Below are 23,855 nucleotides of genomic sequence, written 5' to 3'. Positions count from 1 at the left end.
AGCGCCCCAATTCCGCACCCGCTCGCTTGAATTGGCGCACATTCGAGATATTTCATCAGCAGAATGATACTTTCGAGTCTTTTCGCTTACTTCAATCGCTTTACAGCGCACAACATCTCGATAGTTATCATGAGTGTCATGACCTAGCATTGATGTCACAGCCACCCCCAACGGTGGCCCGGCCTCAGAGGAGGTGCTCCCCATGGCCCTCTACATCACCCCGTGGTCCATCGGCAGCGATGTGACACCCGAAATAGCCACCTGCGCGGCCACTTCCGGCGACTTCTGGGTGCTGAGCTGGCTGCCCGGCCGCGTGCTCACCTACGAGCAGGCCGTCAGCGGCATGGTGCTCGACGAGATCCTCAGCGATCCCGAACCCGTCGATGGAGACACGGCGCTGGAACTGGCCGAGATCCGTGCGGCGGAGCTCGGCTTGACGCTCGCGGAAGTCGTTGTGCGGCTGGCTGTCCGGATCGCGCAACGCGACGAGCACCGCCGGAGTCCGGGCCGACGGCAGGCTCCGGTGGTGCGCAGCCACCTTCGGGACGCCAGACCGCGCACCCGGCAATGAATCCCAGCTGCCACCGCGTACCGTCATGGCGGCGACATCGGCGGGGATCGCCGCCATGGCGGTCGCGGTGCAGGTCCTCACCCGGGCACGGCTGCGGCCGCTCGCCCGGGTGGCACGGGCCCTCGTGCCACGGGCACCACCGCGGGGTCCGAAAGCACCGCGTGCCTGGCGAATTCGATCGCCCCGGCCACCATGGCATCGGCCCCGAGCACTGCCGGGACTATTGCCGGCTCCATCGCGGGGGCCAGCCGCCGCCGCCCGGCCAGAGCCTCCGCCACGATCGGGCCCAGCCACGGAAACCACTGTGCGAGAGTGCCTCCCAGCACGATCTCATCCACGTCCAGCAGCGCCGAGATCGACAGCACCGCCGCGCCGAGCGCCCGCCCCGCCCGCCCCACCGCCGCGACCGCCGCCGCCTCGCCGTTCTCCAGGGCGCCCACCAGCCGATCGGAAGCGACCCGAACTCCCTCCCGCCGCAACACCTCTCCGAGACCGGCCGCCGTCAACACCGCCTCCGGCCCGGCGAAACACACCAGGCACCCCCGCGCCCCGCACACACAATCCGGCCCGTCCCACGCCACCGGCACATGTCCCGGCTCCCCCGCCACCCCATGACCACCCGCCCATATCCGCCCGTCGACGACAATCCCGCCACCGATCCCGGTCCCGGCCTCGATCAGCACCAGCCCACGCGTCGCCGGGCGCGCGTGGAACTCCGCCAGCGCCGCCGCGTTCCCGTCATTGATCACGTCCACCGGACAGCCGATGCCCGGGAGTCGCCGAGATACCATCTCCCCCAACCGAACCGGCCGCATCCACCCGAAATCCGGTGCCACCACCACAGTCTGCGCCTGATCGTCGCGCACCGGCCCCGCCATGGCGATGACCACCCGCACCAGCACATCCCCGGCCCGCACAGCGGCGCCCCCGCGCCGCACCACCGCCGCGACGGCATCGGCCATGGCGTCGGGATCCCCCGTCGCGCATCGATGCGCCACCGCGTCCCGCCACACCACCTCCCCCGCCAGATCGGCCAGAACCGCCCGTAACTCCTCCGACGTGATCTGCACCGCCAGTGACATCGCACGCCGCGCCAGCACCCGCAGCGGCCGCCCAGGCCGTCCGCGCCCTCCACTGCGCTGCGCATCGTCCTCGCCGACCAGCCCACGGTCGATCAGATCCGCCACGAGCGCGGTCACCGACCCGTGCGCCAAACCCGTCGCCGCCGCGATCTCGGTACGCGCACACGGACCATGCTCGGCGATATGCCGCAGCACCGAACCAAGGTTGCGCCGCCGCACAGCTGCGGCGTCTTCGGGTTGTTTGCGCTCCACGGGGTGAACATTATGCTGGTGTCAATTTTTTTCAACTGTTGACGTAAATATGTGAACCAGAGGTTTCGCTATGCCCGCTGTACCGATCGGCCGCCGGACACTGCTGCTCGGAGCAGGCGCCCTGGCCCTTGCCACCGCCTGTTCGCCCGGTCGCTCCGACACGACCGGCAGCCCGGAAACGGTCGGCACCACCTACGGCCCGGTGCGCGGCCTCCGGCGCGACACCGGTTTCGCCTACCTGGGCATCCCGTTCGCGCAACCACCCATCGGCGACCTCCGCTTCGCCGCCCCGGTCCCGCCCATCCCCTGGCAGGAGCCCCGCGACTGCACGGCGTACGGCCCGACGGCACAGCGCAAACCGCTCGCCGAGGTCACCGCGATCCCCGAGCCCACCATCCCGGGCGACGGCATCCTCAACCTGAACGTCTTCACCCCGGACCCGTCGACATCCGCGAAACTCCCGGTGCTGGTGTGGATTCACGGCGGCGGCTTCGTCGCGGGATGCTCGGCCAGCCCCTGGTACGACGGCGCGTCCTTCAACCGCGACGGCGTGGTCGTGGTCTCGCTCGGCTACCGCCTCGGCGTCGAAGGCTTCCTGCACCTCGACGGCGCACCCGACAATCGCGCGGTCCTGGACTGGATCGCCGGTCTGACCTGGGTCCGCGACAATATCGCGGCCTTCGGCGGCGACCCGGACCGCGTGACCGTCGCGGGCCAGTCCGCGGGCGGCGGCGCGGTGTGGGCGCTCATGGGCACCCCGTCGGCGAAAGGTCTTTTCCGCGCGGGTATTTCGGCCTCCGGCGCGCTCTCGCAGCCCAACGACCGCGCCACCGGCCAGGCCGCGGCCGAATTCTTCACCCGCCGCACCGGACTCTCCGCCACGGTGGCCGCCCTGAACGGCCTGGGCAGCATGCAGATCCAGGATCTGCAGGACCGGATGCGCGCCCCGGGAGCCGACAGCGCGAGCATCTCACCGCTGGCCCTGGCGCCCTTCGCCGACGGCGCACTGATTCCGGAATCCAGCTCCGAAATGCTGAAATCCACTGCCGCCATGGATATTCCGCTACTGCTCGGATTCACGAAGGACGAGTTCGGCGACGCCATGGGCCCCGGCGTGAGCGACGCGCTGCTGCGCGCCCCCTCCTACCGGGTGGCCGAAGCCCGTGCGGCCCGCGGGATCCCGACCTGGCTGTACGAATTCACCTGGGCGTCCACCGCTCCCGACTACCCCGGCATGTCCTTTCACTGCCTGGACATCCCGTTCGCCTTCGACCTGCTCGCGGCCTCGGGCGTGACGGCGGTGACCGGACCGAATCCGCCGCAGACACTCGCCGACGCCGTGCACAGATCCTGGGTGTCATTCGTCACCAGCACCGATCCGGGCGCGAACTGGCCGCGCTACGCCCTCGACCGGCGCGAGACCATGGTCTGGTCGGATACACCCCGGGTGACGTCCGATCCGTTCGCTGCGCAACGGCCGAACTGGCTCGGTTGAGCCACCACGTGGATCCCCGCAGGGCCGCGTGACGTCGTAGGATGATGCGTCGCCCGGCTCTCGTCCCCTGCGAGCACGCCGCCCGCCACTACCTCGGTGGCAAACTGGAAGCTACATTTTTATTTCCGCAGATTCCGAGAGAACGAGACGGGTGGTGCTGAATGTTCGGATTCCGCCGCATGGCTGCGCGCGCCTCGGCGGTCGCCGCACTGGGAATGCTCGCCGCCGCCCCCGGGGCCGCCTACGCCGCGCCGGACGACACCCCGGCCGAGGCCACCGGTAACCGCGCCGAACTGGGTGGCGGCTCCGGAATCGTGCTGGGTTCGCGCACCAAGTGCACGCTCACCACTATCGGCCACGACAATGCCGGGCGGCTGGTCGGCTTCACCGCCGGGCACTGCGCCGAAGCCGGCACCCCGGTGCGCGGCGAACAGTTCCCGGACGTCGGCGTGGTCGGCGTGGTGGTGAGCGCCGACGAGCAGCTCGACTACGGCGTCATCGAATTCGACCCGAACGTGGTGACCCCGCTGCGCTCGGTGGGCGGCACCACCATCACCGGCATCGGCCCGTCACCCGCGCCGTGGAGCGTGGTGTGCCAGAACGGCCGCACCACCGGCAACTCGTGCGGTGTCGTATGGACCTCCAGCCCAATGGCTTTCATGGAGCAGGCGTGCTCCAGCTACGGCGATTCCGGCGGCCCGCTGACCGTCGGCGACCGGCTGGTGGGCCTGGTCTCCGGGCCGCTCATCAACGACACGACCGCCGTCCGCTTCAGCTGCTCCTCCCCCGCGAACCCGATACACACCCCCGTGATCGCCATCGCCTTCGACACCGTCCGCGCGGCGGTCGACGCGGGCAAGGGCGTGGGCGCGGGCTTCCAGCCCATCTGACCCGCCGGCACCGCCGGCATCATCCCGGGGATGCTCGCAGCCGCAAGCCACGGGGTTGGCGCGCGGTGCAGGGATAACGCGCGGTCTCCGGACGGCTCACCGGCTGTCCGCGAGGAGTACGGACAGGCGGGTGGTGAATTCCGCGATTCGCGGTTCGGTACCGGCGGGGACCTCGTCCGGTTCGCACACGATGACGCGCAGGTCGTCGGCATAGTGCGGTGCGGGTATCAGTGGCGCGTCGGCGCAGCGGTATCCGAGCCGCAGGAAGATGTGCTCCTGCCCCTGCCGCACGCCCGCCGTCCCCCAGATAGCCCGCCGCCGCAGCACCCGCGCCAGTGCGGTTCCGGCCAGCAGCAGATCGGAGGCGAGGCCGTGCCGCCGCCATTCCGGTGCGACCAGCAGCCGCCCGCCCTCCAGCAGCTCGCTGTCGGCACAGCCGAGTTCGCCCTGCAGGCGGACCGCGAGCGCCGGATCCAGCTCGCGAATCCTGCTGCACGGCAATGCTTCCAGTGGCGCGTACCGGCAGCAGCCGATGATCTCGCCGTCCGGCCGCCGCAGGATCAGGTGGTGTGCGGTGAGATCGTGCGGATCGGCATCGTCGAAACTGCCGTCCGGCAGCCGGAAGTCGGGCCGCTCCCCGTTCGCCCAGGCGACCCGGGCTCGGAACTCCCGCAGCTCCGACACCGCCGCACCCGCGAAATTCCCTTCGCACCAGAGGTATTCGAGTTCCACCGCCATGACCTCACCCCTGCGCCGGTTCGAGGCAGGACGCGCACAGCCCGTCGAGCAGATCCGCCGCCGCGCGGATATCGGCATCGAGCGGACGATCGGGATCCACGGGATCGACAGCGGCGCACAGCCTTCCGATGAATTCCGCACCCGCCGCCGAGGTGGGTAATCGCCCGCCCAGGTGGACGGCCTGCCGCAACCCCACCGCGAGCGAGCCGTGCACCCACCGCAGTTTGCGCGTCTGCTCGTACGCGGTGAGCGCGGCCTGCGTCCCGAAGGGCACGATGTCCTGATTGCTCTGGTTGGTGGGAATGCTCTGCATGGCAGCCGGTATCGCCGCCCGCCGCATGGCGACCACGAGGGCGGTCGCCGCGATCTGCACGCCCGTCAGCCCGTGCTCGCGCCCCGGCGCGGCCGACAGTGACGGCGGCAATCCGGTGTTGCGATGCGGATCCATGAGCAGATCCAGTTGCCGCTCGGCCAGATTGGCCAGCTGGGTGAGCGCACTGGAGAGCAGGTCCGCAGCGAAGGCCACCGGCTGGCCGAAGAAGTTGCCGCCGTGCACCACCCCACCGGTGTCCGGGAAGAAGACCGGATTGTCGCTGACCCCATTGAGATCGGCGACGACGACCTCCTCGGCATGCCGGACCGAGGTGAGCACCGCACCCGCCAGCTGCGGTACACAGCGCAGACTGTAGGGCTCCTGCAGCGGCCGCAGCCCGGACGGCCGCGCCCCCGACAGGCGGGTGCGCAACAACCGGGCGGCCTCGACCGCACCCGGATGCCCGGAGGCGCGGGCGAGCGCGTCGGAGGCGAATTCCGTTTCCACGCCGAGTATTTCGGCGAGCAGGGCGGTGAGGGCGAGTCCGGCCGTCACCGAGCGCACCGCCTGTGCGCAGGCGAGCCCGGCGGCGGCGCTGGTCAGGGCTGTGCCGTTGACGAGGGCCAGGCCGTCGCGCCCCGCGAGCGTGAGCGGTCGCAGGCCGGCCGCGGCCAGGGCGTGTACGGCGGGCAGGCGGATACCGCCGGCGAAGATCTCGCCCCGGCCCATGAGCGCGGCGGTGGCGTGCGCGAGCGGCACCAGATCGCCGCTGGCGCCGACCGAACCGTATTCGGGGACGACGGGTGCGAGCCCGGTGCCCAGCACCTCGACCAGTGCGGTGACGACCTCCGGCGATACGCCCGAATTGCCCTGCGCCAGGCTCCACACGCGGGCGAGCAGCATGGCGCGCACCAGTTCCGGGGCCAGTGGCGGGCCCTGGCCGACCGACAGGAAATCGACCAGTCCCTGGGAGTGCCGGGTGAGGTCGGCCCCCGCGCTGAATCCGACCAGCGCCCCGTATCCGGTGGTGGCACCGTAAACCGGTCTGCCGGAACGCAGTAACTCGTCGACGAAGTCCCGGCATTGTCGGACTCGCGCCAGCGCCGGTTCGGATATCTCCACCCGAATCGGACCGTGCGCGGCTTCGAGATCTCGTGGCGTCAGCGTGCAGGGAAATCGCAGTGCGCACGTCAAAGCCGATGACACCGTCATGACCGTGTTCCCTCTCCCCCGAGCACCAGGCACAACCAGTGATCAACTAGCTCAATCATAGCCAGTCGCAGGCGATCCGGGTGTAAACCTGAGAGATGACGGCCACGCAGATCACCGATAATTCTGAATGGCAACCGATTCATTTCGATTCCACGTGCGCGGACGACCGTGCGGCGGTCGCCGCACTGCGCACATCAATTCCGGCAATCCACGTATTCGACACAATTGCGGAGCAATTGCGCGAACTGCTGGTGACCCGCGATCCGGCCGCCGACCGCACACCCCGCGGCCTGGATCGGCGGGTACACGCCCACCTCGACGGGAGACCACCGGACGACCACGGGGAGTGGATCTGGTATCCGTGGTCCCGCGATCTGGTACATGTCCTGCCCGAGAACGAATTTCGCGAAGTCCGCACCGACCGCAACCGCTACCTGATCACCCCCGCCGAACAGCGGGTGCTGGCCGGAAAACGCATCGGCGTGATCGGCCTCTCGGTCGGCAAGGCCGCCGCGCTCACCCTCGCGCAGGAGGGTGTCGGCGGCTCCTTCAAACTCGCCGACCACGACCGTCTCGGCCTGTCCAACCTCAACCGCCTGCATGCCCGTGTCGCCGACCTCGGCATCGAGAAAACCGTGGTGGCTGCCCGGCAGCTCTTCGAACTCGACCCGTACCTCCGGATCGACCTGTGCCGCACCGGAATCCGCCCCGATGACATCGACGAATTCCTGCTCGGCGGCGGTCGCCTGGACCTCGTCGTCGAGGAGTGCGACGATCTGCGCGCCAAAGTTCTGATCAGGGAACACGCACGGCTGCACGGGATTCCGGTACTCATGCAGACCAGCGACCGCGGCCTGCTCGATATCGAGCGCTTCGATCTCGAACCGGACCGCCCCGTCCTGCACGGCCTGCTCGGCGACACCCGCGCCGACGATCTGCGCGATCTCACCGCCCGCGACAAGATCCCGCACATCCTGGCGATCATGAACGACCTCAGCCCCCGCGCGGCCGCCTCCCTTCCGGAAGTGGGCCACACCATCGGCAGCTGGCCCCAGCTCGCCTCGGGCATCACCCTGGGCGGCGCGATCATCGCCGACGCCGCCCGTCGGCTGCTGCTGGGCGCACCGCTGCAGTCGGGTCGCTACTATGTCGATCCGGCGCACCTCGTCGGCAATGCGGGGAGCACCGAAGCACACTCCGCCGCAGCGGCACTCGCGAACACGCCGAGCCGAGCCGAAACCGCGCCTTCCGGCGGAGTGCTCATCCTGCCCGCCGAGCCCACCGCGCGCGGGCGGGTTACCGATGCCGCCATCCGCTGGATCGCCGCCATGGGCACCCTGGCCCCCTCCGCGCACAATGCCCAGCCGTGGGCGCTGATCTGGCGACGGGCAGCCGAAACCCTGGAGTGCCACCATGATCCGGCCCGCGACCTGCCCGCCCTGGACTTCGAGCACACCGCGACCTGGGTGGCCTTCGGCGCACTGCTCGAGAACATCGCCTTGGCCGCCACCCATCTCGGACTGCGCGCCGAACCACGCCCATGGCCGGACCCGGAAGCTCCGAACCTGGTGTGCGCCATCACCTTCGGCACTGCACCCACTCCGCTCCCGGAATCGACCTGCCTGCGGCAGTGGAATCTGTTCCCCTACCTCACCACGCGGGCCACGAATCGCACCCGGGGCATCCGCCGCCGCCTCGACGAGGATGTAGCCGAAGTGCTCACCGCCGTCTGCGCCGAACACGGCGGCCACCTCCAATTGCTGCGCACCGCTCCGGAATTGGTCGAGATCGGTGCGCTGATCGGCGCGGGCGACCGCCTGAGCCTGCTCAATCGGTCGATGCACCACGACCTGATCGACGGCTACCGCTGGACCCCGCGGGAGGCCCAGGCCCGCCCGTACGGAATCGACCTCGCCACCGCCGAACTCACCGCCTCCGAACGCGCGGCCTTCACCCTGATCCGGGAGTGGCCGGTCATGGCGCACCTCGCCGAGATCGGCGGCGGCCGCGCCCTGGAGGACATCTCCCGCGAAGCGGTCGCGAGCGCCGCCGCCGTCGGCCTGCTCACCGTCCCCGGCGCCACCCGAGAAAGCTATCTGCACGGCGGCCGCCTCATGCAGCGCATGTGGCTCACCGCCACCGCGGAAGGCATTGCCCTGCAACCGATGACAGCCCTGCCCTACCTCTTCGCCCGCCTGGACGGCGACACCGGCGACGACATCCTGTCCACCACCGAGCGCCACCGCCTGCACGACCTGCGAGCCCGCTACCGCACACTCTTCGCCACGCCGCCGGCCACCGCCGAGATCCTGCTCTTCCGCCTCGCCTACACCGACCAGCCCAGCGCGCGATCGGTCCGACTGCCACTGGAGCAGGTCCTCACCTTCGCCCGATAGCCAGCCCTCGAGGTACCGGCGTCAGCAGGCACTGCGCTCATCACCGAAGCGCGAGGGAAACTCACTCAGGCCGAACGGGATTCGGCCTCGACGGGCTTCGCCGCACGCACCTTGCGGGTGAACTGGAGGATGCCGTCCTCCAGGGCGCCCTTGCGGAGCATGGCGCGGTCGCGGAAGTAGTTGTTGATGACCTGCCAGGGGCCGTTGGTGCCCTGGCGGGGCATGACGCCGTCGCCGCGCTGGATGTAGCCGGAGGTCAGGGCGCCGCCCATGAGGGAGTGCTCGGAGCGGTCACCGGGCTTGGGTTCGGCGACAACGTGATTGGTGCCGGTGGCCTTCATGTGGTTGAGGACGCGGCTCAGGTATTCGCCCGCCAGGTCGGCCTTGAGCGTCCAGGAGGCGTTGGTGTAGCCGAGCACGACGGCCAGGTTGGGCACATTGCCGAGCAGGATTCCCTTGTACGCCACCAGATCCCGGGTGGCGACGGTTTCGCCGTCCACCTTGAGCTGTGCGCCGCCCAGCATCTGCACGGTCAGCCCGGTGGCGCTGATGACGATGTCGGCGGCGATCTCCTCGCCGGACCGCAGCCGGATCCCGTTCTCGGTGAACGTCTCGATGTGGTCGGTGACGATGGACGCCTTGCCGCTGCGCAGCACCCGGAACAGATCTCCGTTGGGTACCACGCACAGCCGCTGATCCCACGGGTTGTAGGTGGGCGTGAAGTGCTTCATGTCGATCTTGGATCCGACCTGCGCGCGCACCGCGGCCAGCATGAGCTTGCGCGAGAGCTTCGGATTGGTGCGCGAGAGCTGGTAGCTGGCCCGCTGCAGCGCGATATTGCGCGCCCGCCCCGCCTTGTAGGCGACGGTCGCGGGCACCTTGGCCAGCTTGAACCCGACCGCGACCGGATCGTCGGCGGGCAGCGCGGCGATGTAGGTGGGCGAGCGCTGCAGCATGGTCACATGCGCGGCGTCCCCGCTCATGGCCGGGATCAGCGTGATGGCGGTGGCGCCGGAGCCGATGACCACGACCCGCTTGCCGGTGTAGTCCAGATCCTCGGGCCAGTGCTGCGGGTGCACGATCCGCCCGGCGAAGTCCGCCTCGCCCGGGAAGCTGGGCCGGTATCCGTTGTCGTAGTCGTAGTAGCCGGTGCACCCGACCACGAAGTCCGCCGTGTACTGCTCGGCCTCCCCCGTGGTCTCGTTGTGCACGTCGACGGTCCACAGGTTGCGCTCGCTGGACCAGCTCGCGCGAGTCACCTTGCGCCCGAAGCGAATATGGTCGGTGACGCCGTATTCGGCGGCGGTGTCCTCGATGTACTGCCGGATGTGCGGCCCGTCGGCGAGCACCTTGGTGCCGTGCCAGGGCCGGAAGCCGTACCCGAAGGTGTACATATCGGAGTCCGAGCGGATGCCCGGGTAGCGGAACAGGTCCCAGGTGCCGCCGATGGCGGTGCGACGCTCGAGAATCAGGTAGCTGCGCCCGGTCTTCTCCCGGGTCAGGTGGCAGGCCATGCCGATGCCGGACAGGCCCGCTCCGATGATCAGTACGTCGACATGCCGCGTCATTGAGGTACTCGTTTCGCTCTGTTCCCGCCCGGGCATCGTCGCCGAGGGCGCAACCGCATAGTACGTGTTATTCCGAGTAACGTCTACTCGGACACGCTCACGCGGCGCGCACCTGCCCCGGACGCTCGGGCTCGGACCGGTAGCGCGTGGTCGGCCCGTCGATGCCCAGCACCTTCCACACCTGCTTGGCGATGGGATTCATCAGCCCGATCCGCTTGGCCAGCGTGCGCACGTCGCCGTAGTACGACGCGAAGGTTTCCTTGGAATCCGGCAGCCCGAACCACACGTCCTTGCGCACCGACCGCGGAATCCCGAACTCGGTGAAGAACGCGCGCGGCGGCACCAGGATGGCCCGCCCGCCGATCCACATCACGATCGGGAAGGCCAGCGACAGTACGAACTTGTCGATCGGATTGGACCGCGGCACATGATGTTCCAGGAACTCGTGCGCGAAGGAGATGTGCCGCGCCTCCTCGGCGATGTGAATCGCCATGACGCCGCGCATGATCGGATGCACATCCTCGTCGGCGCGCAGGATGGCCTTCTGGATGTGGTCGATGGGCTCCTCGCCCGAGAGCACCGCGGTGAAGAACAGATTCGGGAACAGCGCGGCCAGCGGCGGCACCACGTAGGTCAGCGACTTGAGCAGCGGGTTCATCCCCGGCACATCGCGCCCGATGCGGTTGACCATCTCCTGGAACATGAGGGTGTGATTGCACTCCTCGATGACCTCGTGGGTGCAGTACCGGAATTCGGGATCGCCATTGGGCAGCTTGAAGGTGTGCTGCACCATGCCGCCGATGAGCAGGGTCTCGAACTGCAGGCCCACCTTGGCGATATTGGCCTGCCGCCACAGCCCGATCTCGATCTTGCGGTCCTGGGTGAGCCCGATGTACCAGGGGTGACGACCGAGCATGTCACCGGATTTCGGCAGAATCCAGCGCGGGTCGTCGTCGCGGACCTCGAAATCGGGGTGATCCCAGTCGATGTCGGTGAATGGGTCGAAGTGCTTGTCCACCGATCCCTGCGACAGCAGCAGCAGCCGTTCGGCATACTGCCGGGCGAGCGTGAGGACGGGATCGATCTGCACGGGTGCTGACACCATTGTCAGAGCCTCTCCGGGAGTGACCTACCTTACTGTATCCCATGGTTACACTAACCTGAGACATCGTCAATAGGAATCTCTCAGAGCGGGAGGGGCCGGAATTCCGGCCCCTCCCAAGGGAATCCCGCTACTTGCCCTGATGGCTGCGCTGGCCGCCCCGGGACTTGGCCTCGGTCGGCTGCGCCTTGGCGCCCTTGCGCCCGGCCTCGCGCGGATCGGCGCCGTGCTCGCTGCCGAAGCTGCCGCTGCTGGCCTTACCACCCTTGCTCGCCTGTTCCACGGTGTCGGCACGGTTGCCGAACTGCCCCGGGTTCTTGGGGTTTGGCATGGCGATCATTCCTTTCGCAGTAGCTGATCGTTGCCACGGATCACGGAGTGGACCCATACCGTCGACCTACCCGTCTGCCGGAGCGCTAATCGCCGGGAAACGAGTTGCCCGCCGGGCCGGTGTTTTTGGCATGCTGACCGGGTGGACGCCGACGAGATCACGGTGCGTTTCGCGCCGGAACTAGATGTGTTCGTGGGAGCGCGCGGGCGCGGGCCGATTCGGATCGACGGCGTGTCGACGCTCGGGCATGTCGTGGAATCACTCGGTGTACCGCTCACCGAGGTGGGTGCGCTCCTGGTCGACGGCCACCCGGCCCGCCCCTCGCACACACCCGCCGCGGGCGAGACCGTCCAGGTGGAGGCCGTCGCGCGACCCCAGCCGCTGGCCGAACCCCCGCGCTTCCTGCTCGACATCCACCTGGGCACCCTGGCCCGGCGGCTGCGCCTGCTCGGCGTGGACGCCGCCTACGAGAATCCCGATATCGGCGACGCGGCCCTGGCGGCCCGCTCGGCCGCCGAACGCCGCATCATGCTCTCCCGCGACCGCGGCCTGCTGCGCCGGCGCGAAATCTACTCCGGCGCATACATCTACAGCCACCGCCCGGCCGAACAGCTCGACGACGTGCTCTCCCGCTTCACCCCACCGCTCGCGCCCTACACCCGCTGCACCTCCTGCAACGGCATGCTGCGCGCCGCCGAGCACGCCGACGTGCGCGACCGTCTCCCCGACGGCGACGGCCAGACCTACGACTCCCTGGCCCGCTGCGAGGAATGCGGCCAAACCTATTGGAAGGGCGCGCATCACGCCCGCCTGGACGCCATCGTCACCGCGGCGCTGGCCAAATTCAGCTGATCAGCGCCCGCGCTGGTGTGCCACAACGGCATCCAGGCGCGCACCCAGCGCCTTGACCTGATCCCGCAGCGCCTCGATGCCGTCCACCGGAATGCCCACCACGTCCAGCACGGTCTGGATCATGTGCTGTGCGCCGTGCCGCAGTTCGAGGCTGGCGGGCGTGGCATGCAGCACCACCGCGCGCCCGTCCGCGGGGCTGCGGGCGCTGTCCACCAGCCCGCGCGCCTGCAGCCGCTGCACCAGCGGCGAGACCGTCCCGTAGTCGAGGTGGATCTGTTCGCCCAGCTCCTTCATGGTGATGCCCGGCCGCTCCCACAGCGCCAGCAGCACCAGGTACTGCGGGTAGGTCAGGCGCATGTCCTCCAGGAACGGCCGGTACGCCGCGGTCATGGACCGCGACGTCGAATACAGCGCGAAGCACAGCTGTGCGTTCAGCGAGAGCAGTTCACAGTCGATCGCCTCGTCCGCTCCGGACCCGTGCCCCTCGGGTTCGGATGGGCGAAAATCTCCCATTACTGCACTGTACTGCGCACGGTCGCGAGGACCGCATCGGTGGCGGACCTGTCCCCCACCGTGATCCGGATTCCGGTCGGATAGCGTTTGACGTGGATGTCGTCGCCCGCCAAAGCCGTTGCCACCCGGTCGATATCGGGTTCGGGCAGGATCAGATACGAGAAGTTCGCGTAGCTGTCGGTGACGGGCAGGCCCAGTGCGCGCAGCCCGTCCGTGAGCCGGTCGCGTTCGGCGCCGATCTCGGCCACCCGCTGCCGGATCTCCGGTTCCGCCTCGTAGCAGGCCCGCACCGCCACCTCGGCGAGCGCGTTCATGCCGAAGGGGAGCTGCCGGCGGGCGATGCGCGCGATGATGCCCGGCGCCCCGAGCGCGTACCCCACGCGCAGCGCGGCCAGCCCGTACGCCTTCGAAAATGTGCGCAGCACAATCAGATTCGAGTGAGCGCCCAGGAGTTCGCGAACATCCGCGCGGTCCTGGGGCCGAGCGAAATCCATGTACGCCTCGTCCAGCACGACCGCGACGGAGGGATCGACGCGCCGCAGGAAGGCTTCGAAATCGCCTGGGCGGACCACGGTTCCGGTCGGATTGTGCGGACTGCACACCACCACGAGACGGGTCCGCTCGTCGACCGCACGGGCCATGGCGTCCAGATCCTGCCGCCCACAACCGGTGAGCGGCACCGGAATCGGCTGCCCGCCCGCCATCGAGGTCAGGATCGGGAAGCCGTCGAAGGTCGGCACCGCCATCACCACCCGGGATCCAGCGGCGCCGAACTCCTGCACGATATTCATGATCACGCCGGTCGCGCCGGACCCGACGACCACCTGCTCGGGCGAGGTCCCCAGCCGCTCCGCGATGAGGGACGGCAGCCGCCGCGGCAGGAATTCCGGGTACCGGTTGGCCGAGGCCAGCGCCGAGGTCAGCGCCTCGTGCACGGAAGCCGGTGGCCCGAAAGGGTTCTCGTTGAGCTGGAGCCGATGCCCGGCGCGAACTGTGGGCGTCATGTCCTCAGCGCCCGCCCCACCGCACGGCCGCGGCGGCGGCGAAATCGCCCGCGTGCGCGAAGCCGGCCAGCATGATCAGGGATCCGGTGTGGACGCGGCCCTCGTCGATGGCACGGTCCAGGGTGACGGGCATACCCGCGGCGAACAGGTTGCCGCAGTCGTCGAAGGTGTCGGGGTGGCGTTCCACCGGCAGCTGCAGTGCGTCCCGCCAATTGCGCAGGAAGGCGCGGTTGGGCTGATTGGTGATCAGCACATCCAGCTCCTGGGATTTCACGCCGATGCGCTTGCACACCGCGTGCGCCACCTCCGGCACGATCCGATTGCCGCGCGAGAGCACCTTGGCGATCTTGGAGTCGGTGAAGCCGATATGCAGTTCACCTTCGCCCGCCTCCCAGTAGCGCCGGGGCGGTTCGGCCACCATGGTCATCTGCCCGGCGAACTCCGGGAGATGCCGGGTCTCGATGTCGAGGATGGGCGAGACCGCGGACTTCACCAGCAGTCCGGCCCCGGCCCCGTCACCGGGCACCGCCGCCTGCGCCTTACCGCGCACATGCTCCTGCGTCATGATCGGGCCCGCGGCGTTCTGCACGGTCACGATGAGCGCCGACCGCGCGTCCGTGCTCAGCATCAGCTGCCGCGCCAGCTTCATCCCGTGCACGAAGGCCGCGCAGCCGCCATTGTGCAGATCGATCATCCATTCCGGATTGATGCCCAGGCGCGCGGCCACCTCCCCGCCGTTGCCGAAGATCGGCATCTCGGGCAGCTGGGTGTGCACGATCAGAATGTCCACCTCGCGCAGCGCGTCCCGGCCCTGTCGCTCCAGAATGGGGGCGACGGCCCGCTCGGCCATATCGGCGGCGGTCTCACCGGGCGCGATGTGGTGGCGGAACTTGGGAGCCTTGAACATCAGATGGGAGATGTCCTCCTCCGGATCCAGGAACTGCGCGAAATAGTCTGCGGGGACCCGGTTCTCGGGCAGATACCCGGCGACGTCGAGCAGGCTGATCGTCTCGGCGCTCATCAGTTCATCCACTCCGGCTTGATGGGCAGGCCGTTGGCGTGCCGGTGCTCGCAGATGGCCTTGAGGTTCTTCAACTCCAGCAGGTGACCGGCGGCGAAGATGTTCCAGAAGTCGCCCACCCACACCGGACGGTCGGCGGGCGCGGTCTCGGGGTAGCCGTTGTTCTCGTAGAACGGGTGGTGGCAATTGGTCCACAGCACCACCGAACCCGGCTTGTGGAACACCTTCTGGGCGTCCACGACGCGCATGAGGTAGATCATCCACAGGTGTTCGCCCTGATCCCAGGCACAGTGGTAGTCGACGGTGCGGGCCTGCGGGTTGGCCTCGGTGCGGGTGTAGATGCGGGTCTCGGTGCCGATGCGGTCGTCGGACACCCACAGGTCCGGGGTGTCGGTGCGTTCGAATCCCCGCATGCTGTAGGTCCATTCGGCCAGGCTGCGGGTATCGGAGAGATAGTCGTAGACCTCGTCCGGCGGGGCGGCGATGTAATCGTGGACGGTGCAGTACTCGCCGAAGATCTCGTCGTGCGGGTAGACGGCGCGGGTCATGTCCAGGACGGTGGGCATGAGCTCCTTGAGGGCGTAGTCCTCGATCCGGTGCACGCCCGGAACGCCCACGTCGGGGACCTCGATGGGCGCGGCCTTGATTGCCTCGGTCATGCGGTGAACTCCTTCAGGAAGGGGAGGAAGGGAGGGACTTCGTCTGGGTCGCAGTGCAATTCGATGAAGGCGGGGCCCGCTTCGGCATTCGCCTTGTCCAGGGCCGAGGTGAATTCACCCAGGGTGCGGGCCGACCAGGCCGGCAGGCCGGGCAGCAGGGCCGCGACGCCCGCGCCGATATCGGCGGGACGGAACCTGTTGAAGGTGTAATCGCCTGTGTAGTAGAGCTGTTCGCGGGTGACGCACATGGCGTGCGCGTTGTTGTTGAAGACGATGAAGGTGACCGGGGCCTGATATTCGACGGCGGTGTGCACCTCGTGGCCGTGCATGAAATACGAACCGTCACCGGCGATGACGACGGTTCTGCGGTTGCGGCCCAGGGCCATGCCGATACCCGCGCCGAAGGAGTAGCCCATGCCGCCCATACCCAGGGCGATGAGGAAGCGGCCGCCCTCGGGGATCGGAAGATGGTGCACCACAGCGGCTCCGGTGTTGCCGGCGTCGGCGACAATGCCGGTGCCGGGTTCGAGCCGGGCGGCGAGGGCGGCGACGGCTTCCCGGTAGCGGACGCCGGGTCCGGTGGCCCGCGGCGGCGTCAGCGCCGGGAGCTCCACGGCGAGGTGGCCGGTGGTCCGGCCGCCGGAACGAGCTGTGCGGAAGGCTGTTTCGCGCAGGAGTGTGGCGAGGTCACCGGGTACGCGGGCGTGCACGGGCACGAACGGTTCGTCGATTCCGAGGTGCACGACGCGGGGGCAGGCGGCCAGGCCGGCGAGTCCGGCCGAGGCGGTGTGCGACATGGCGGCTCCGGCGAGGATCACCAGTTCGGCGCGCGCGACCAGCTCCGGCACGTTCGGATGCCCCATGACGCCGGTGACGCCGGCGAATCGCGGGTGCGCGTTGGGGAACACGTCCTTGGCGTCCGGGGTGACGGCCACCCGGGCGTCCAGGGCCACCGCCAGCGCGGCCAGCTCCGCGCGGGCGTCGGCGGCGGCGATCTCCGGTCCGGCGATGATCAGCGCGGTCCCGTGATCGGGGGCGGTGGCGATCAGTGCGAGCGCGCGGTCGAGCGAATCCGACTGAGACGGATTCGGTTCGCGGGCCGGGCGGCGCGGTTCCGGGGGCGCGGCAACCGCTGCCTGCTGAATATCCTTGGGCAGCAACAGTACAGCGGGGCCGCCGGCCAGGGCCGCGGTGATCGCGCGATCCAGTTCTTCGTGGATGTCTTGCGCCCGGCGCACTTTCGCGCAGTATCTGGACACCGCGCCGAAGATCAGTTCGGCGTCCATCCGGCCGGGCGCGCCGCTGGTGTCCTGGAAGGCGCCCTTGCCTTCGAGGGCGAGCGGGGGCTGCCCGATCAGGGCCAGGACAGGCACCCGGGAATCGAATGATTCTCCCAGCGCCGCAAGCGTATTCAACGCTCCGCCGCCCGAGGTGGCGGCGACGACGCCGAGACGGTTGGTGGCCCGCGCGTATCCGTCGGCCATGGTGGCCGCGCCGAACTCGTGCTTGGCCACGATCCCGGTGACGGGTGCGGTGCCGCGATGAACGGCGTCGTAGATGTCTTCGATATTGGCCCCGCCGACCCCGAAGAGGTGGTCGGTGTGGTGCGCGATGCGCGCTACGACCAGGTCCGCGACGGTCGGCGCAACAATCCCCTGATCGGCCAAGATTTCCGCTCCGATTTACATTGTGCACGATGTATCGGACACAACGTAACTGGATGGGACAGTCCCGGACAATGTGTCTCAGGTCACACGTTTGCCTCAAAGATGCTGGTCTGCAACGTGTTTCAGTTTTCAGACACCGGCGTCCAGGACAGCGTAGCCGGATTATGCCCACAAGATCAGGGGCACGATCGCGGCCCGCGGGACCGGCCGGTTCGCCATATCCTCGAAAGCGGGGTGTGGCAGTCCGCCACGCCCTTCGTTGTGAAGGGGCAGCGGATGCCACGAACCACTCGCATCACCGTCATGCTGCTGTTCGCGGCGTGGGTCGTGGACTACATCGACCGGACCGTCATCAATTTCGCGCTGTCCCGGATCGGCGAGGATCTGCACCTCGACCACACCCAGCAGGGCCTGCTCATCTCGACCTTCTTCGTGGCGTACGCCGCGGTGCAACTACCGGCCGGTCTGCTCGCCGACCGCTACGGCGCCATGCGGATGGCGGTCATCGGCCTGTTCGCTTGGTCGATCTTCACCGGACTCACCGCCATCGCCTGGTCGTTCACCGTCATGCTGGCCATGCGCTTCCTGTTCGGCCTGGTCCAGGGGGTTTTCCCGGCCGCCGCCATCAAGGCCCTCGCCGAGCGCAGCCACCCCGAACACCGCACCACGGCCACCGGCTGGACCAATGCCTCCAATGCCGTCGGCATACTCCTGGCAGCCGTCATCGCCGGGATCCTCATCCCCACCGTCGGCTGGCGAATCATGTTCGCCGTCATCTCGATCCTCGGCGTAGCGGTGATCCTGGCCTGGAAACGCTGGATGCCCGACCCCCTCCCCCAGCCCGAAATCCAGGTCGCCGACGCCCCACCCGCCGCCGAACGCCGAGCCGTCCTCCGCTCCCCCGCCCTCCTCGGTTTCGCCGTCATCTTCTTCGGCTACGACGCCCTGATCTGGGGCGTGACCGCCTGGACCCCCACCTTCCTGCAGGAGGAACGCGGCATCACGGTAGCCATGGTCGCCGTAGCCGCCGCCCCCTCCACCCTCGCCGCCGCCGTCGGCGTAGTCCTCGGCGCCCGCCTCTCCGACCGCCTCGGCGGCCACCCCCGCATCATCGTCATCCCCTCCATGGCCGCCACCGCCGTCCTCCTCTTCGCCCTCCCCCGCGTCGACGCCTTCCCCCTCTTCGTAATCCTGGGCACCACAATGACTTTCATAGCCGGCCTCACCCTCATGCCCGCCTTCTCCGTCCCCCTCCGAGCCCTCCCCACCACCTACATAGGCGCAGCCTCCGGCATCATCCTCTTCGGCGGCCAGCTGGCCGGCGTCCTCAGCCCCCTCGCCTTCGGCGCCATCACCGACCACGCTTCCTACACAAGAGCTTTCGAGCTCATGGCAGTAGGACCCCTCCTCGCCATCATCGCCGCCGCCCTCGTCCCTCAGACCGCCGAAGCCTTCCACGCCTCGGTAGCACCCCGCATCAAGGCCGCGCTCCCGGCGATCGAGGGAAGCAGCAACGACAGCAGGGACATGTCGACGGGGAGGTAGGCCAGGGCCATGCGGTTGTGCACGAAGCCGACCGCGAGGCCGGAGTCGGGGTCGGCCCAGCCGCCGGAGCCGCCCATGCCCATGTGGCCGAAAGCGTGGGGAGCGCCGCGGGTGGGGAAGTAGTGGTAGCCGAGGTGCCAGGGGGTGAAGCGGTGGGGGTCGGGGCTCGTGCGGGTGAAACGGTTGAGGGCCCTGGCTGATTCGGGGGTCAGGAGCCGGATTCCGTCGTGGGCTCCCTCGTTCGCCAGGACGGAATAGCTGCGGGCGATGGCGTCCGCGGTGAAGATGCCTGTGGCTGCGCCGTTTTCGGAGTAGAGGATGCGGGGGTCGGGGCCCATGAGAATGTCCTGGACGCCGCTGACGTGGATGGCGGTCACCGCTTTGCCCAGGACGGGGACTCGGGCGACGGCGGCCGTGAGAGGTGCGCCCAGGCGGGTGCCGGTGAAGGAGAGGTTGGATCCGACCAGCTCGGCCACCGGTGCGTCCGGACCCGGATGGCCGAGGTACAGGCCCGAAAGACCCAGGGGGCCTGCGAGTTCGGTCCGGTAGAGGGTGGACATGGTTTCGCCGGTGACGGCGCGGGCCAGACCGCCGAGGAGCCAGCCGAAGGTGGCCGCGTGGTAGATGGGCAGGCCGCGGGTCCAGTCGGGGGTGGCGGCGGCGAGGCGGTATTCCATGAGTTCGTGATCGAGGATGTCGGCGGGGGCGGACAGCAGGCGGCGGAGGTCGGCGAGGCCGGAGCGGTGGGCCAGCAGATCACGAACGGTGAGGGAATGCTTTCCGCCGGTGGCGAATTCGGGCCAGTATTCGGCGACCGGGGTGTCGTAGTCGAGTAGGCCGCGGTCGGCGAGGCGGTGGATGACCAGGGAGGTGATGCCCTTGGTGGTGGAGAAGGTGAGGGCGGCGGTGTCGGCGGTCCAGGGGATCTCTCCTGCGGCGTCGGCGGTGCCGGTCCAGATGTGCACCACCTGTTCGCCGCGCAGGTAGACCGAGAGCGCGCCACCGGTGCGCAGGTAGCGGGCGAACAGGCGGCGGAAGGCACGTGCGGCGGGAGCGAAGCGGGGGTCGGCGTAACCGTTGATTCCGGAGGGGAGAGCGGACATTACGAGAACCACCTACTGGTCGAAGGAGACGTGGACGTCGTCGGATTCGGGGAGGGTTTGGCAGGCCAGGGTCAGCCCCTGGGAGAGTTCCTCGTCGATGAGCGCTTCATTCATGAGCATGCGGGTGCGACCGGATTTCACGGCGCAGACGCAGGTGCCGCAGGCGGATTCGCGGCAGACGTAGGGGGCGTCCAGGCCGTGGGCCAGCAGGACGTCGAGGAGTTTCTCGGTGCGGGGCCACGGGAGGCGGTGGGTTTCGCCGTCCAGGTCGACGGTGACGGTGGCGGTGGTGAGCGACGGTTGTATGGGCTCCGCGACCGTCGCGAGGACCGCGAGAGCCGGTGTGTGGTGTTCGAAGGGGTTGTCGGTCAGGGAGCGGTACTCCTCCTGGTGGATGGCGCGCTCCGGGATTCGCAGGTGCGCCAGGCCATGTTTGACGGTGGTGGCGAAACCCTGTGGACCGCAGAGGTATACATCGTGGTGGCGGTGGGGCTTCGCCCAGCCCGCGATACCGCGCGGGGTCGGGAGGCCGCGCTCGGATTCGAGCCAGTGCGTAACCGTCAGGCGGCGTGGGTATGCGCGGAACAGGTCCTGGAGTCGGCGGGCGAAGATGATGGAGTCGCGGTCCCGGTTCGCGTAGAACAGGGCTACTTTGCCGCGCCCGGTGGCGAGGGCCGATTTCAGGATCGAGATGACCGGGGTGATGCCGCTGCCCGCCGCGAACAGCACGAAGTCGCGATTCCAGTTGCGGGGGACGAAGTTTCCGGCCGGTTCCAGGACGGTGACGAGGGAGCCGGGTGTCAGGTTGTCGCAGATCCAGTGGGAGGCATAGCCGCCCGGTGTGCGTTTCACCGTCACCGTCGGGCGGTCGTCGCAGTGCGGACTGCTGGACAGGGAGTAGCAGCGCGCCACCGACCCGGTGCGATCGCTGGGTATCTGGAGGGTCAGGAATTGACCCGGGGAGTACTGGAATCTTCTGGTCAGATCGCTGGGAATATCGAAGATCAGCGAGACCGCCTCGGCGGTCTCGCTGACTACTTCGCGCACCTTGATCTGGTGGACGCGGGTCATGCAGTTCCTCCCCTGCCGGCGAGCCAGGCTCCGGCCGACTGGATGCGATCCATCGAGAAGGGTTGTGTCATGCGGCGATTCACGCCCGGGGCGAGCCGGAGCAGGAAGTAGCCCAGCCAGGCTTCGGTGCGCACCGGCACCACCGCCAGGTCGTAGCGCACGGCCCGCACCACGGCCCGCGCCACCAGATCCGGGCTCATGGGCGAGAACGGCAGTTGCGCGGCCAGTTCCTGCAATTGCGCGGCGATCTGCTTGCCGCGCTCCACCAGCGCCGGATCCACGCCCACGGTGATGGCGTGCTCACCGATATTCGTGTTGATCACGCCGGGACAGACCGCGCTGACACCGACCCCTTTCGGCGCGAGCTCCAGCCGCAGGCATTCGGTGAGCATCTTGACGCCCGCCTTGGACACCGAATACGCCGACATGACCGGTGTCGGCGTGAAGGCGGCCGCCGAGGCGATGTTCACGATGTGCCCGCGTCTGCCCTCGTCGATCATCTGCCGCCCGAAGACCCGGCAGCCGTGCACGACACCCATGAGGTTGACGCTCAGCTGCCGATCCCAGTCCTCGGGTTCCAGGTCCAGGAAGGAGCCGCTGACCAGGATCCCGGCATTGTTGACCAGCACGTCCGGCACGCCGTGGTCGGCGTGCACGTCCCGGGCGAAGGCGGCCCAGGCGCGCGGATCGGTGACATCCAACTGCAGTGCCACCGCGCGTTTTCCGGCCGCCTGGATGATGGCGACCGTGGCCAGTGCGGCATCCTTGTCGATATCGGAGACCACGACCTCGGCCCCGCCGCGGGCGTACCGCAGCGCCACCGCCCGCCCGATCCCGCTGCCCGCCCCGGTGACCACCACGAGCCGGGGTTCGAGGGTGTTGAGTTTCACGACGACTCCTCGGAGTAGACCACCGGCTGCGCGGGCACCGGAGCGCCCTGGGTGTAGCGGTACACGTCGAGATCGAAATGCCGGTTCTGCCAGTACATCTCGCCGTGTGTGGACGGCCGGAACGGGGAATCCCCGTGATTGTCGATGTAGTAGGTGTTGGAGCCCTCGCACACCGGGGTGAACAGGAAGTTCTTCTCCTGTCGCGCCAGGCACTTGCGGAAGTACTCCTCGTGCACCTCCTGCCGGATCTCGATCTCGGTGGCGCCACGCCGTTTCGACTCCGCGATGGCCCGGCTCAGATGCGCGGCGGTGGCCTCGATCATCCAGATGTAGGAGCCGAGCACGAACCCGTACGGGCCGGTGATGGTGAAGGCATTGGGGAACCCGGGCACCGAAACACCCTGGTACGCCTGATACCGCTGCTCGTCCCAGAAGGTCTCCAGGTCGAGGCCGCCGCGCCCGCGCACCGGGAAGGGCGGGATCGCGCCCTTGTCCCACAGCTTGAATCCGGTCGCGCAGATGAGCACGTCGATGCGATGCTCGTGCCCGTCCGCGGTGACCACACCGTGTTCGGTGACGCGGTCGATGGATTCGGTGACCAGGCTGACGTCCGTGCGGTTGAACGTCTTCAGGTAGTCGTTGGACATGGACGGCCGCTTGCAGCCCAATCCGTAACGGGGCGTGAGCTTGTCCCGCAGTTCCGGATCGTGCACCTGGGCGCGCATCCAGCGCCGCACCGGCACCTCGGCGAGTGTGCGGCCCGCGCTGGTGAGCCAGGCGGGACCGGCCACCATGCCGCTCATGGCCATTTCGGTGCCGATATTGCCGACCAGCCGCAGTGCGGAGCGAATCCGCTTGCGCCCCAGGATCTGCCGTCCGAGCCACCCGATTTCGGCGTCGTTCTTCGGGAACACCCAGATGGGCGTGCGCTGGAAGACCGTGAGATGCGCGGTCTCCTCGACGATCGCCGGAATCAGCTGGAGCGCCGTGGCGCCCGTGCCGATCACCGCCACCCGCTGACCGCGCAGCGCCACATCGTGATCCCACATGGCGGTGTGCACGAGCGTGCCGCCGAAGTTCTGCAGGCCCTCGATAGCGGGCATTTTGGGCCGCTCCAGCCCGCCGATGGCCAGCACCACGTACCGCCCGGTCATCTCTTGTCCGCCGTCGGTCCGCAAGCGCCACAGGCTGTTCCGCTCGTCGAATTCGGCGCCGATGATGGTGGTGTTCAACCGCAGCCGCGGGCGCAGCCCGTACTTGTCGACCATGCTCTCCGCGTAGTCGCGCAGTTCGGCCCCGGGCGCGAACACCCGCGACCAGTCCCCGCGCTGCTCGTAGGAGAAGCTGTAGATGAACGACGGGATGTCGACCGCCACACCGGGATAGGTGTTGGCATGCCAGGTGCCGCCCACCCGATCCCATTTGTCGACGATGAGGAAGTCGTGAATACCTTTGCGCTGTAGGGCGATTCCGGTGCCGATGCCGCCGAACCCGGCCCCGATCACGATGACCTCGTGATCGGGGCGGGCCTCGGCCGGCGCACCCCGCCCGTCCAAGACATTGTTCATGTGTGATTCCCG

21 protein-coding genes are annotated in these 23,855 nt (G+C 68.6%); 6 read left to right on the top strand and 15 right to left on the bottom strand.

The annotated features are described in order from the left end of the window. The first annotated feature begins 202 nt into the window (after window positions 1–202). Window positions 203–571 carry a hypothetical protein gene (locus JK358_RS27785; RefSeq protein WP_201953128.1) on the top strand — a complete coding sequence of 123 codons (369 nt, stop codon included), beginning with the start codon at window positions 203–205 and terminating at the stop codon, window positions 569–571. Window positions 572–648: 77 nt separating this feature from the next. Here JK358_RS27785 and JK358_RS27780 read toward each other — a convergent pair whose 3' ends face one another. Continuing rightward, window positions 649–1,905, bottom strand: coding sequence for an ROK family transcriptional regulator (locus JK358_RS27780; RefSeq protein WP_201953125.1), 1,257 nt, complete (start codon window positions 1,903–1,905; stop codon window positions 649–651). Window positions 1,906–1,975: 70 nt separating this feature from the next. Here JK358_RS27780 and JK358_RS27775 point away from each other — a divergent pair, with 70 nt between their 5' ends. Next, window positions 1,976–3,400: a carboxylesterase/lipase family protein gene (locus tag JK358_RS27775; protein ID WP_201953121.1), complete on the top strand. Its 1,425-nt coding sequence runs from the start codon at window positions 1,976–1,978 to the stop codon at window positions 3,398–3,400. Between the two features lie 179 nt (window positions 3,401–3,579). Continuing rightward, window positions 3,580–4,290, top strand: coding sequence for a chymotrypsin family serine protease (locus JK358_RS27770; RefSeq protein WP_201953118.1), 711 nt, complete (start codon window positions 3,580–3,582; stop codon window positions 4,288–4,290). A 96-nt stretch (window positions 4,291–4,386) separates the two neighbouring features. On the opposite strand, the gene JK358_RS27765 is transcribed toward JK358_RS27770, so the two are convergent. Next, on the bottom strand, window positions 4,387–5,028 hold the full coding sequence (locus JK358_RS27765) for a GNAT family N-acetyltransferase (protein WP_201953115.1): 642 nt from the start codon (window positions 5,026–5,028) through the stop codon (window positions 4,387–4,389). A 4-nt stretch (window positions 5,029–5,032) separates the two neighbouring features. After that, the gene (locus JK358_RS27760; RefSeq protein ID WP_201953113.1) at window positions 5,033–6,553 is read right to left on the bottom strand and encodes an HAL/PAL/TAL family ammonia-lyase; all 1,521 of its coding nucleotides are present in this window, start codon (window positions 6,551–6,553) and stop codon (window positions 5,033–5,035) included. Between the two features lie 95 nt (window positions 6,554–6,648). Here JK358_RS27760 and JK358_RS27755 point away from each other — a divergent pair, with 95 nt between their 5' ends. After that, entirely contained in the window at window positions 6,649–8,949 is a 2,301-nt protein-coding gene (locus JK358_RS27755; protein ID WP_201953110.1) for an Rv1355c family protein, read from the top strand. 65 nt (window positions 8,950–9,014) lie between these two features. Here the strand turns inward: JK358_RS27755 and JK358_RS27750 are convergent, their stop codons facing one another. The 3 genes from JK358_RS27750 to JK358_RS27740 form a co-directional block, all read right to left on the bottom strand. Then, window positions 9,015–10,517, bottom strand: a complete 1,503-nt coding sequence (locus tag JK358_RS27750) for a flavin-containing monooxygenase (RefSeq protein WP_201953107.1) — start codon at window positions 10,515–10,517, stop codon at window positions 9,015–9,017. Between the two features lie 97 nt (window positions 10,518–10,614). Then, complete coding sequence (locus tag JK358_RS27745; RefSeq protein ID WP_201953105.1) at window positions 10,615–11,622, bottom strand: AurF N-oxygenase family protein; 1,008 nt, start codon at window positions 11,620–11,622, stop codon at window positions 10,615–10,617. A gap of 127 nt (window positions 11,623–11,749) precedes the next feature. Continuing rightward, complete coding sequence (locus JK358_RS27740; RefSeq protein ID WP_201953102.1) at window positions 11,750–11,950, bottom strand: hypothetical protein; 201 nt, start codon at window positions 11,948–11,950, stop codon at window positions 11,750–11,752. Window positions 11,951–12,091: 141 nt separating this feature from the next. Between JK358_RS27740 and JK358_RS27735 the strand changes: the two genes are divergently transcribed. Further along, window positions 12,092–12,802 carry a Mut7-C RNAse domain-containing protein gene (locus tag JK358_RS27735; protein ID WP_201953100.1) on the top strand — a complete coding sequence of 237 codons (711 nt, stop codon included), beginning with the start codon at window positions 12,092–12,094 and terminating at the stop codon, window positions 12,800–12,802. Here the strand turns inward: JK358_RS27735 and JK358_RS27730 are convergent, their stop codons facing one another. From JK358_RS27730 to JK358_RS27710, 5 genes are read right to left on the bottom strand one after another with little or no spacing between them, the layout of a single operon-like run. Continuing rightward, on the bottom strand, window positions 12,803–13,315 hold the full coding sequence (locus JK358_RS27730; RefSeq protein ID WP_201953097.1) for a MarR family winged helix-turn-helix transcriptional regulator: 513 nt from the start codon (window positions 13,313–13,315) through the stop codon (window positions 12,803–12,805). It abuts the gene before it with no gap. After that, window positions 13,315–14,319 (bottom strand): pyridoxal phosphate-dependent aminotransferase, encoded by a 1,005-nt coding sequence (locus tag JK358_RS27725; protein WP_201953080.1) that lies wholly within the window; start codon window positions 14,317–14,319, stop codon window positions 13,315–13,317. Before JK358_RS27725 ends, JK358_RS27730 begins: the two co-directional genes overlap by 1 nt. Before the next feature lie 4 nt (window positions 14,320–14,323). Continuing rightward, window positions 14,324–15,340, bottom strand: coding sequence for a 3-oxoacyl-ACP synthase III family protein (locus JK358_RS27720; RefSeq protein WP_201953066.1), 1,017 nt, complete (start codon window positions 15,338–15,340; stop codon window positions 14,324–14,326). After that, entirely contained in the window at window positions 15,340–15,999 is a 660-nt protein-coding gene (locus JK358_RS27715; RefSeq protein WP_201953063.1) for an SRPBCC family protein, read from the bottom strand. Before JK358_RS27715 ends, JK358_RS27720 begins: the two co-directional genes overlap by 1 nt. Further along, window positions 15,996–17,666: a thiamine pyrophosphate-binding protein gene (locus JK358_RS27710; protein WP_232852010.1), complete on the bottom strand. Its 1,671-nt coding sequence runs from the start codon at window positions 17,664–17,666 to the stop codon at window positions 15,996–15,998. The genes JK358_RS27715 and JK358_RS27710 overlap by 4 nt, the downstream gene beginning before the upstream one ends. Before the next feature lie 276 nt (window positions 17,667–17,942). Between JK358_RS27710 and JK358_RS27705 the strand changes: the two genes are divergently transcribed. Then, window positions 17,943–19,211 carry an MFS transporter gene (locus JK358_RS27705; protein WP_201953060.1) on the top strand — a complete coding sequence of 423 codons (1,269 nt, stop codon included), beginning with the start codon at window positions 17,943–17,945 and terminating at the stop codon, window positions 19,209–19,211. On the opposite strand, the gene JK358_RS27700 is transcribed toward JK358_RS27705, so the two are convergent. The 4 genes from JK358_RS27700 to JK358_RS27685 are packed head-to-tail and all read right to left on the bottom strand — an operon-like array spanning window position 19,103 to window position 23,843. Beyond that, window positions 19,103–20,314, bottom strand: a complete 1,212-nt coding sequence (locus JK358_RS27700) for a serine hydrolase domain-containing protein (RefSeq protein WP_201953058.1) — start codon at window positions 20,312–20,314, stop codon at window positions 19,103–19,105. The two genes, JK358_RS27705 and JK358_RS27700, sit on opposite strands and share 109 nt — an antisense overlap. Window positions 20,315–20,326: 12 nt before the next feature. Then, on the bottom strand, window positions 20,327–21,385 hold the full coding sequence (locus JK358_RS27695; protein ID WP_201953055.1) for a ferredoxin--NADP reductase: 1,059 nt from the start codon (window positions 21,383–21,385) through the stop codon (window positions 20,327–20,329). Further along, entirely contained in the window at window positions 21,382–22,275 is an 894-nt protein-coding gene (locus tag JK358_RS27690; RefSeq protein ID WP_201953053.1) for an SDR family NAD(P)-dependent oxidoreductase, read from the bottom strand. The genes JK358_RS27695 and JK358_RS27690 overlap by 4 nt, the downstream gene beginning before the upstream one ends. Further along, on the bottom strand, window positions 22,272–23,843 hold the full coding sequence (locus JK358_RS27685; RefSeq protein ID WP_201953050.1) for a flavin-containing monooxygenase: 1,572 nt from the start codon (window positions 23,841–23,843) through the stop codon (window positions 22,272–22,274). Before JK358_RS27685 ends, JK358_RS27690 begins: the two co-directional genes overlap by 4 nt. Window positions 23,844–23,855 lie beyond the last annotated feature (12 nt).

This window comes from Nocardia acididurans, from assembly GCF_016741815.1.
GTDB classification, from domain to species: Bacteria; Actinomycetota; Actinomycetes; order Mycobacteriales; family Mycobacteriaceae; genus Nocardia; species Nocardia acididurans.
This window is presented reverse-complemented; position numbering and strand designations above follow the sequence as displayed.

What these genes read in the sequence shown, in the direction of transcription:
- JK358_RS27750 (WP_201953107.1), bottom strand. Translation starts at nt 10,517, where the DNA reads ATGACGCGGCATGTCGACGTACTGATCATCGGAGCGGGCCTGTCCGGC.
- JK358_RS27770 (WP_201953118.1), top strand. Translation starts at nt 3,580, where the DNA reads ATGGCTGCGCGCGCCTCGGCGGTCGCCGCACTGGGAATGCTCGCCGCC.
- JK358_RS27755 (WP_201953110.1), top strand. Translation starts at nt 6,649, where the DNA reads ATGACGGCCACGCAGATCACCGATAATTCTGAATGGCAACCGATTCAT.
- JK358_RS27745 (WP_201953105.1), bottom strand. Translation starts at nt 11,622, where the DNA reads ATGGTGTCAGCACCCGTGCAGATCGATCCCGTCCTCACGCTCGCCCGG.
- JK358_RS27685 (WP_201953050.1), bottom strand. Translation starts at nt 23,843, where the DNA reads ATGAACAATGTCTTGGACGGGCGGGGTGCGCCGGCCGAGGCCCGCCCC.
- JK358_RS27765 (WP_201953115.1), bottom strand. Translation starts at nt 5,028, where the DNA reads ATGGCGGTGGAACTCGAATACCTCTGGTGCGAAGGGAATTTCGCGGGT.
- JK358_RS27775 (WP_201953121.1), top strand. Translation starts at nt 1,976, where the DNA reads ATGCCCGCTGTACCGATCGGCCGCCGGACACTGCTGCTCGGAGCAGGC.
- JK358_RS27730 (WP_201953097.1), bottom strand. Translation starts at nt 13,315, where the DNA reads ATGGGAGATTTTCGCCCATCCGAACCCGAGGGGCACGGGTCCGGAGCG.
- JK358_RS27725 (WP_201953080.1), bottom strand. Translation starts at nt 14,319, where the DNA reads ATGACGCCCACAGTTCGCGCCGGGCATCGGCTCCAGCTCAACGAGAAC.
- JK358_RS27695 (WP_201953055.1), bottom strand. Translation starts at nt 21,385, where the DNA reads ATGACCCGCGTCCACCAGATCAAGGTGCGCGAAGTAGTCAGCGAGACC.
- JK358_RS27740 (WP_201953102.1), bottom strand. Translation starts at nt 11,950, where the DNA reads ATGCCAAACCCCAAGAACCCGGGGCAGTTCGGCAACCGTGCCGACACC.
- JK358_RS27785 (WP_201953128.1), top strand. Translation starts at nt 203, where the DNA reads ATGGCCCTCTACATCACCCCGTGGTCCATCGGCAGCGATGTGACACCC.
- JK358_RS27705 (WP_201953060.1), top strand. Translation starts at nt 17,943, where the DNA reads ATGCCACGAACCACTCGCATCACCGTCATGCTGCTGTTCGCGGCGTGG.
- JK358_RS27715 (WP_201953063.1), bottom strand. Translation starts at nt 15,999, where the DNA reads ATGACCGAGGCAATCAAGGCCGCGCCCATCGAGGTCCCCGACGTGGGC.
- JK358_RS27700 (WP_201953058.1), bottom strand. Translation starts at nt 20,314, where the DNA reads ATGTCCGCTCTCCCCTCCGGAATCAACGGTTACGCCGACCCCCGCTTC.
- JK358_RS27760 (WP_201953113.1), bottom strand. Translation starts at nt 6,553, where the DNA reads ATGACGGTGTCATCGGCTTTGACGTGCGCACTGCGATTTCCCTGCACG.
- JK358_RS27720 (WP_201953066.1), bottom strand. Translation starts at nt 15,340, where the DNA reads ATGAGCGCCGAGACGATCAGCCTGCTCGACGTCGCCGGGTATCTGCCC.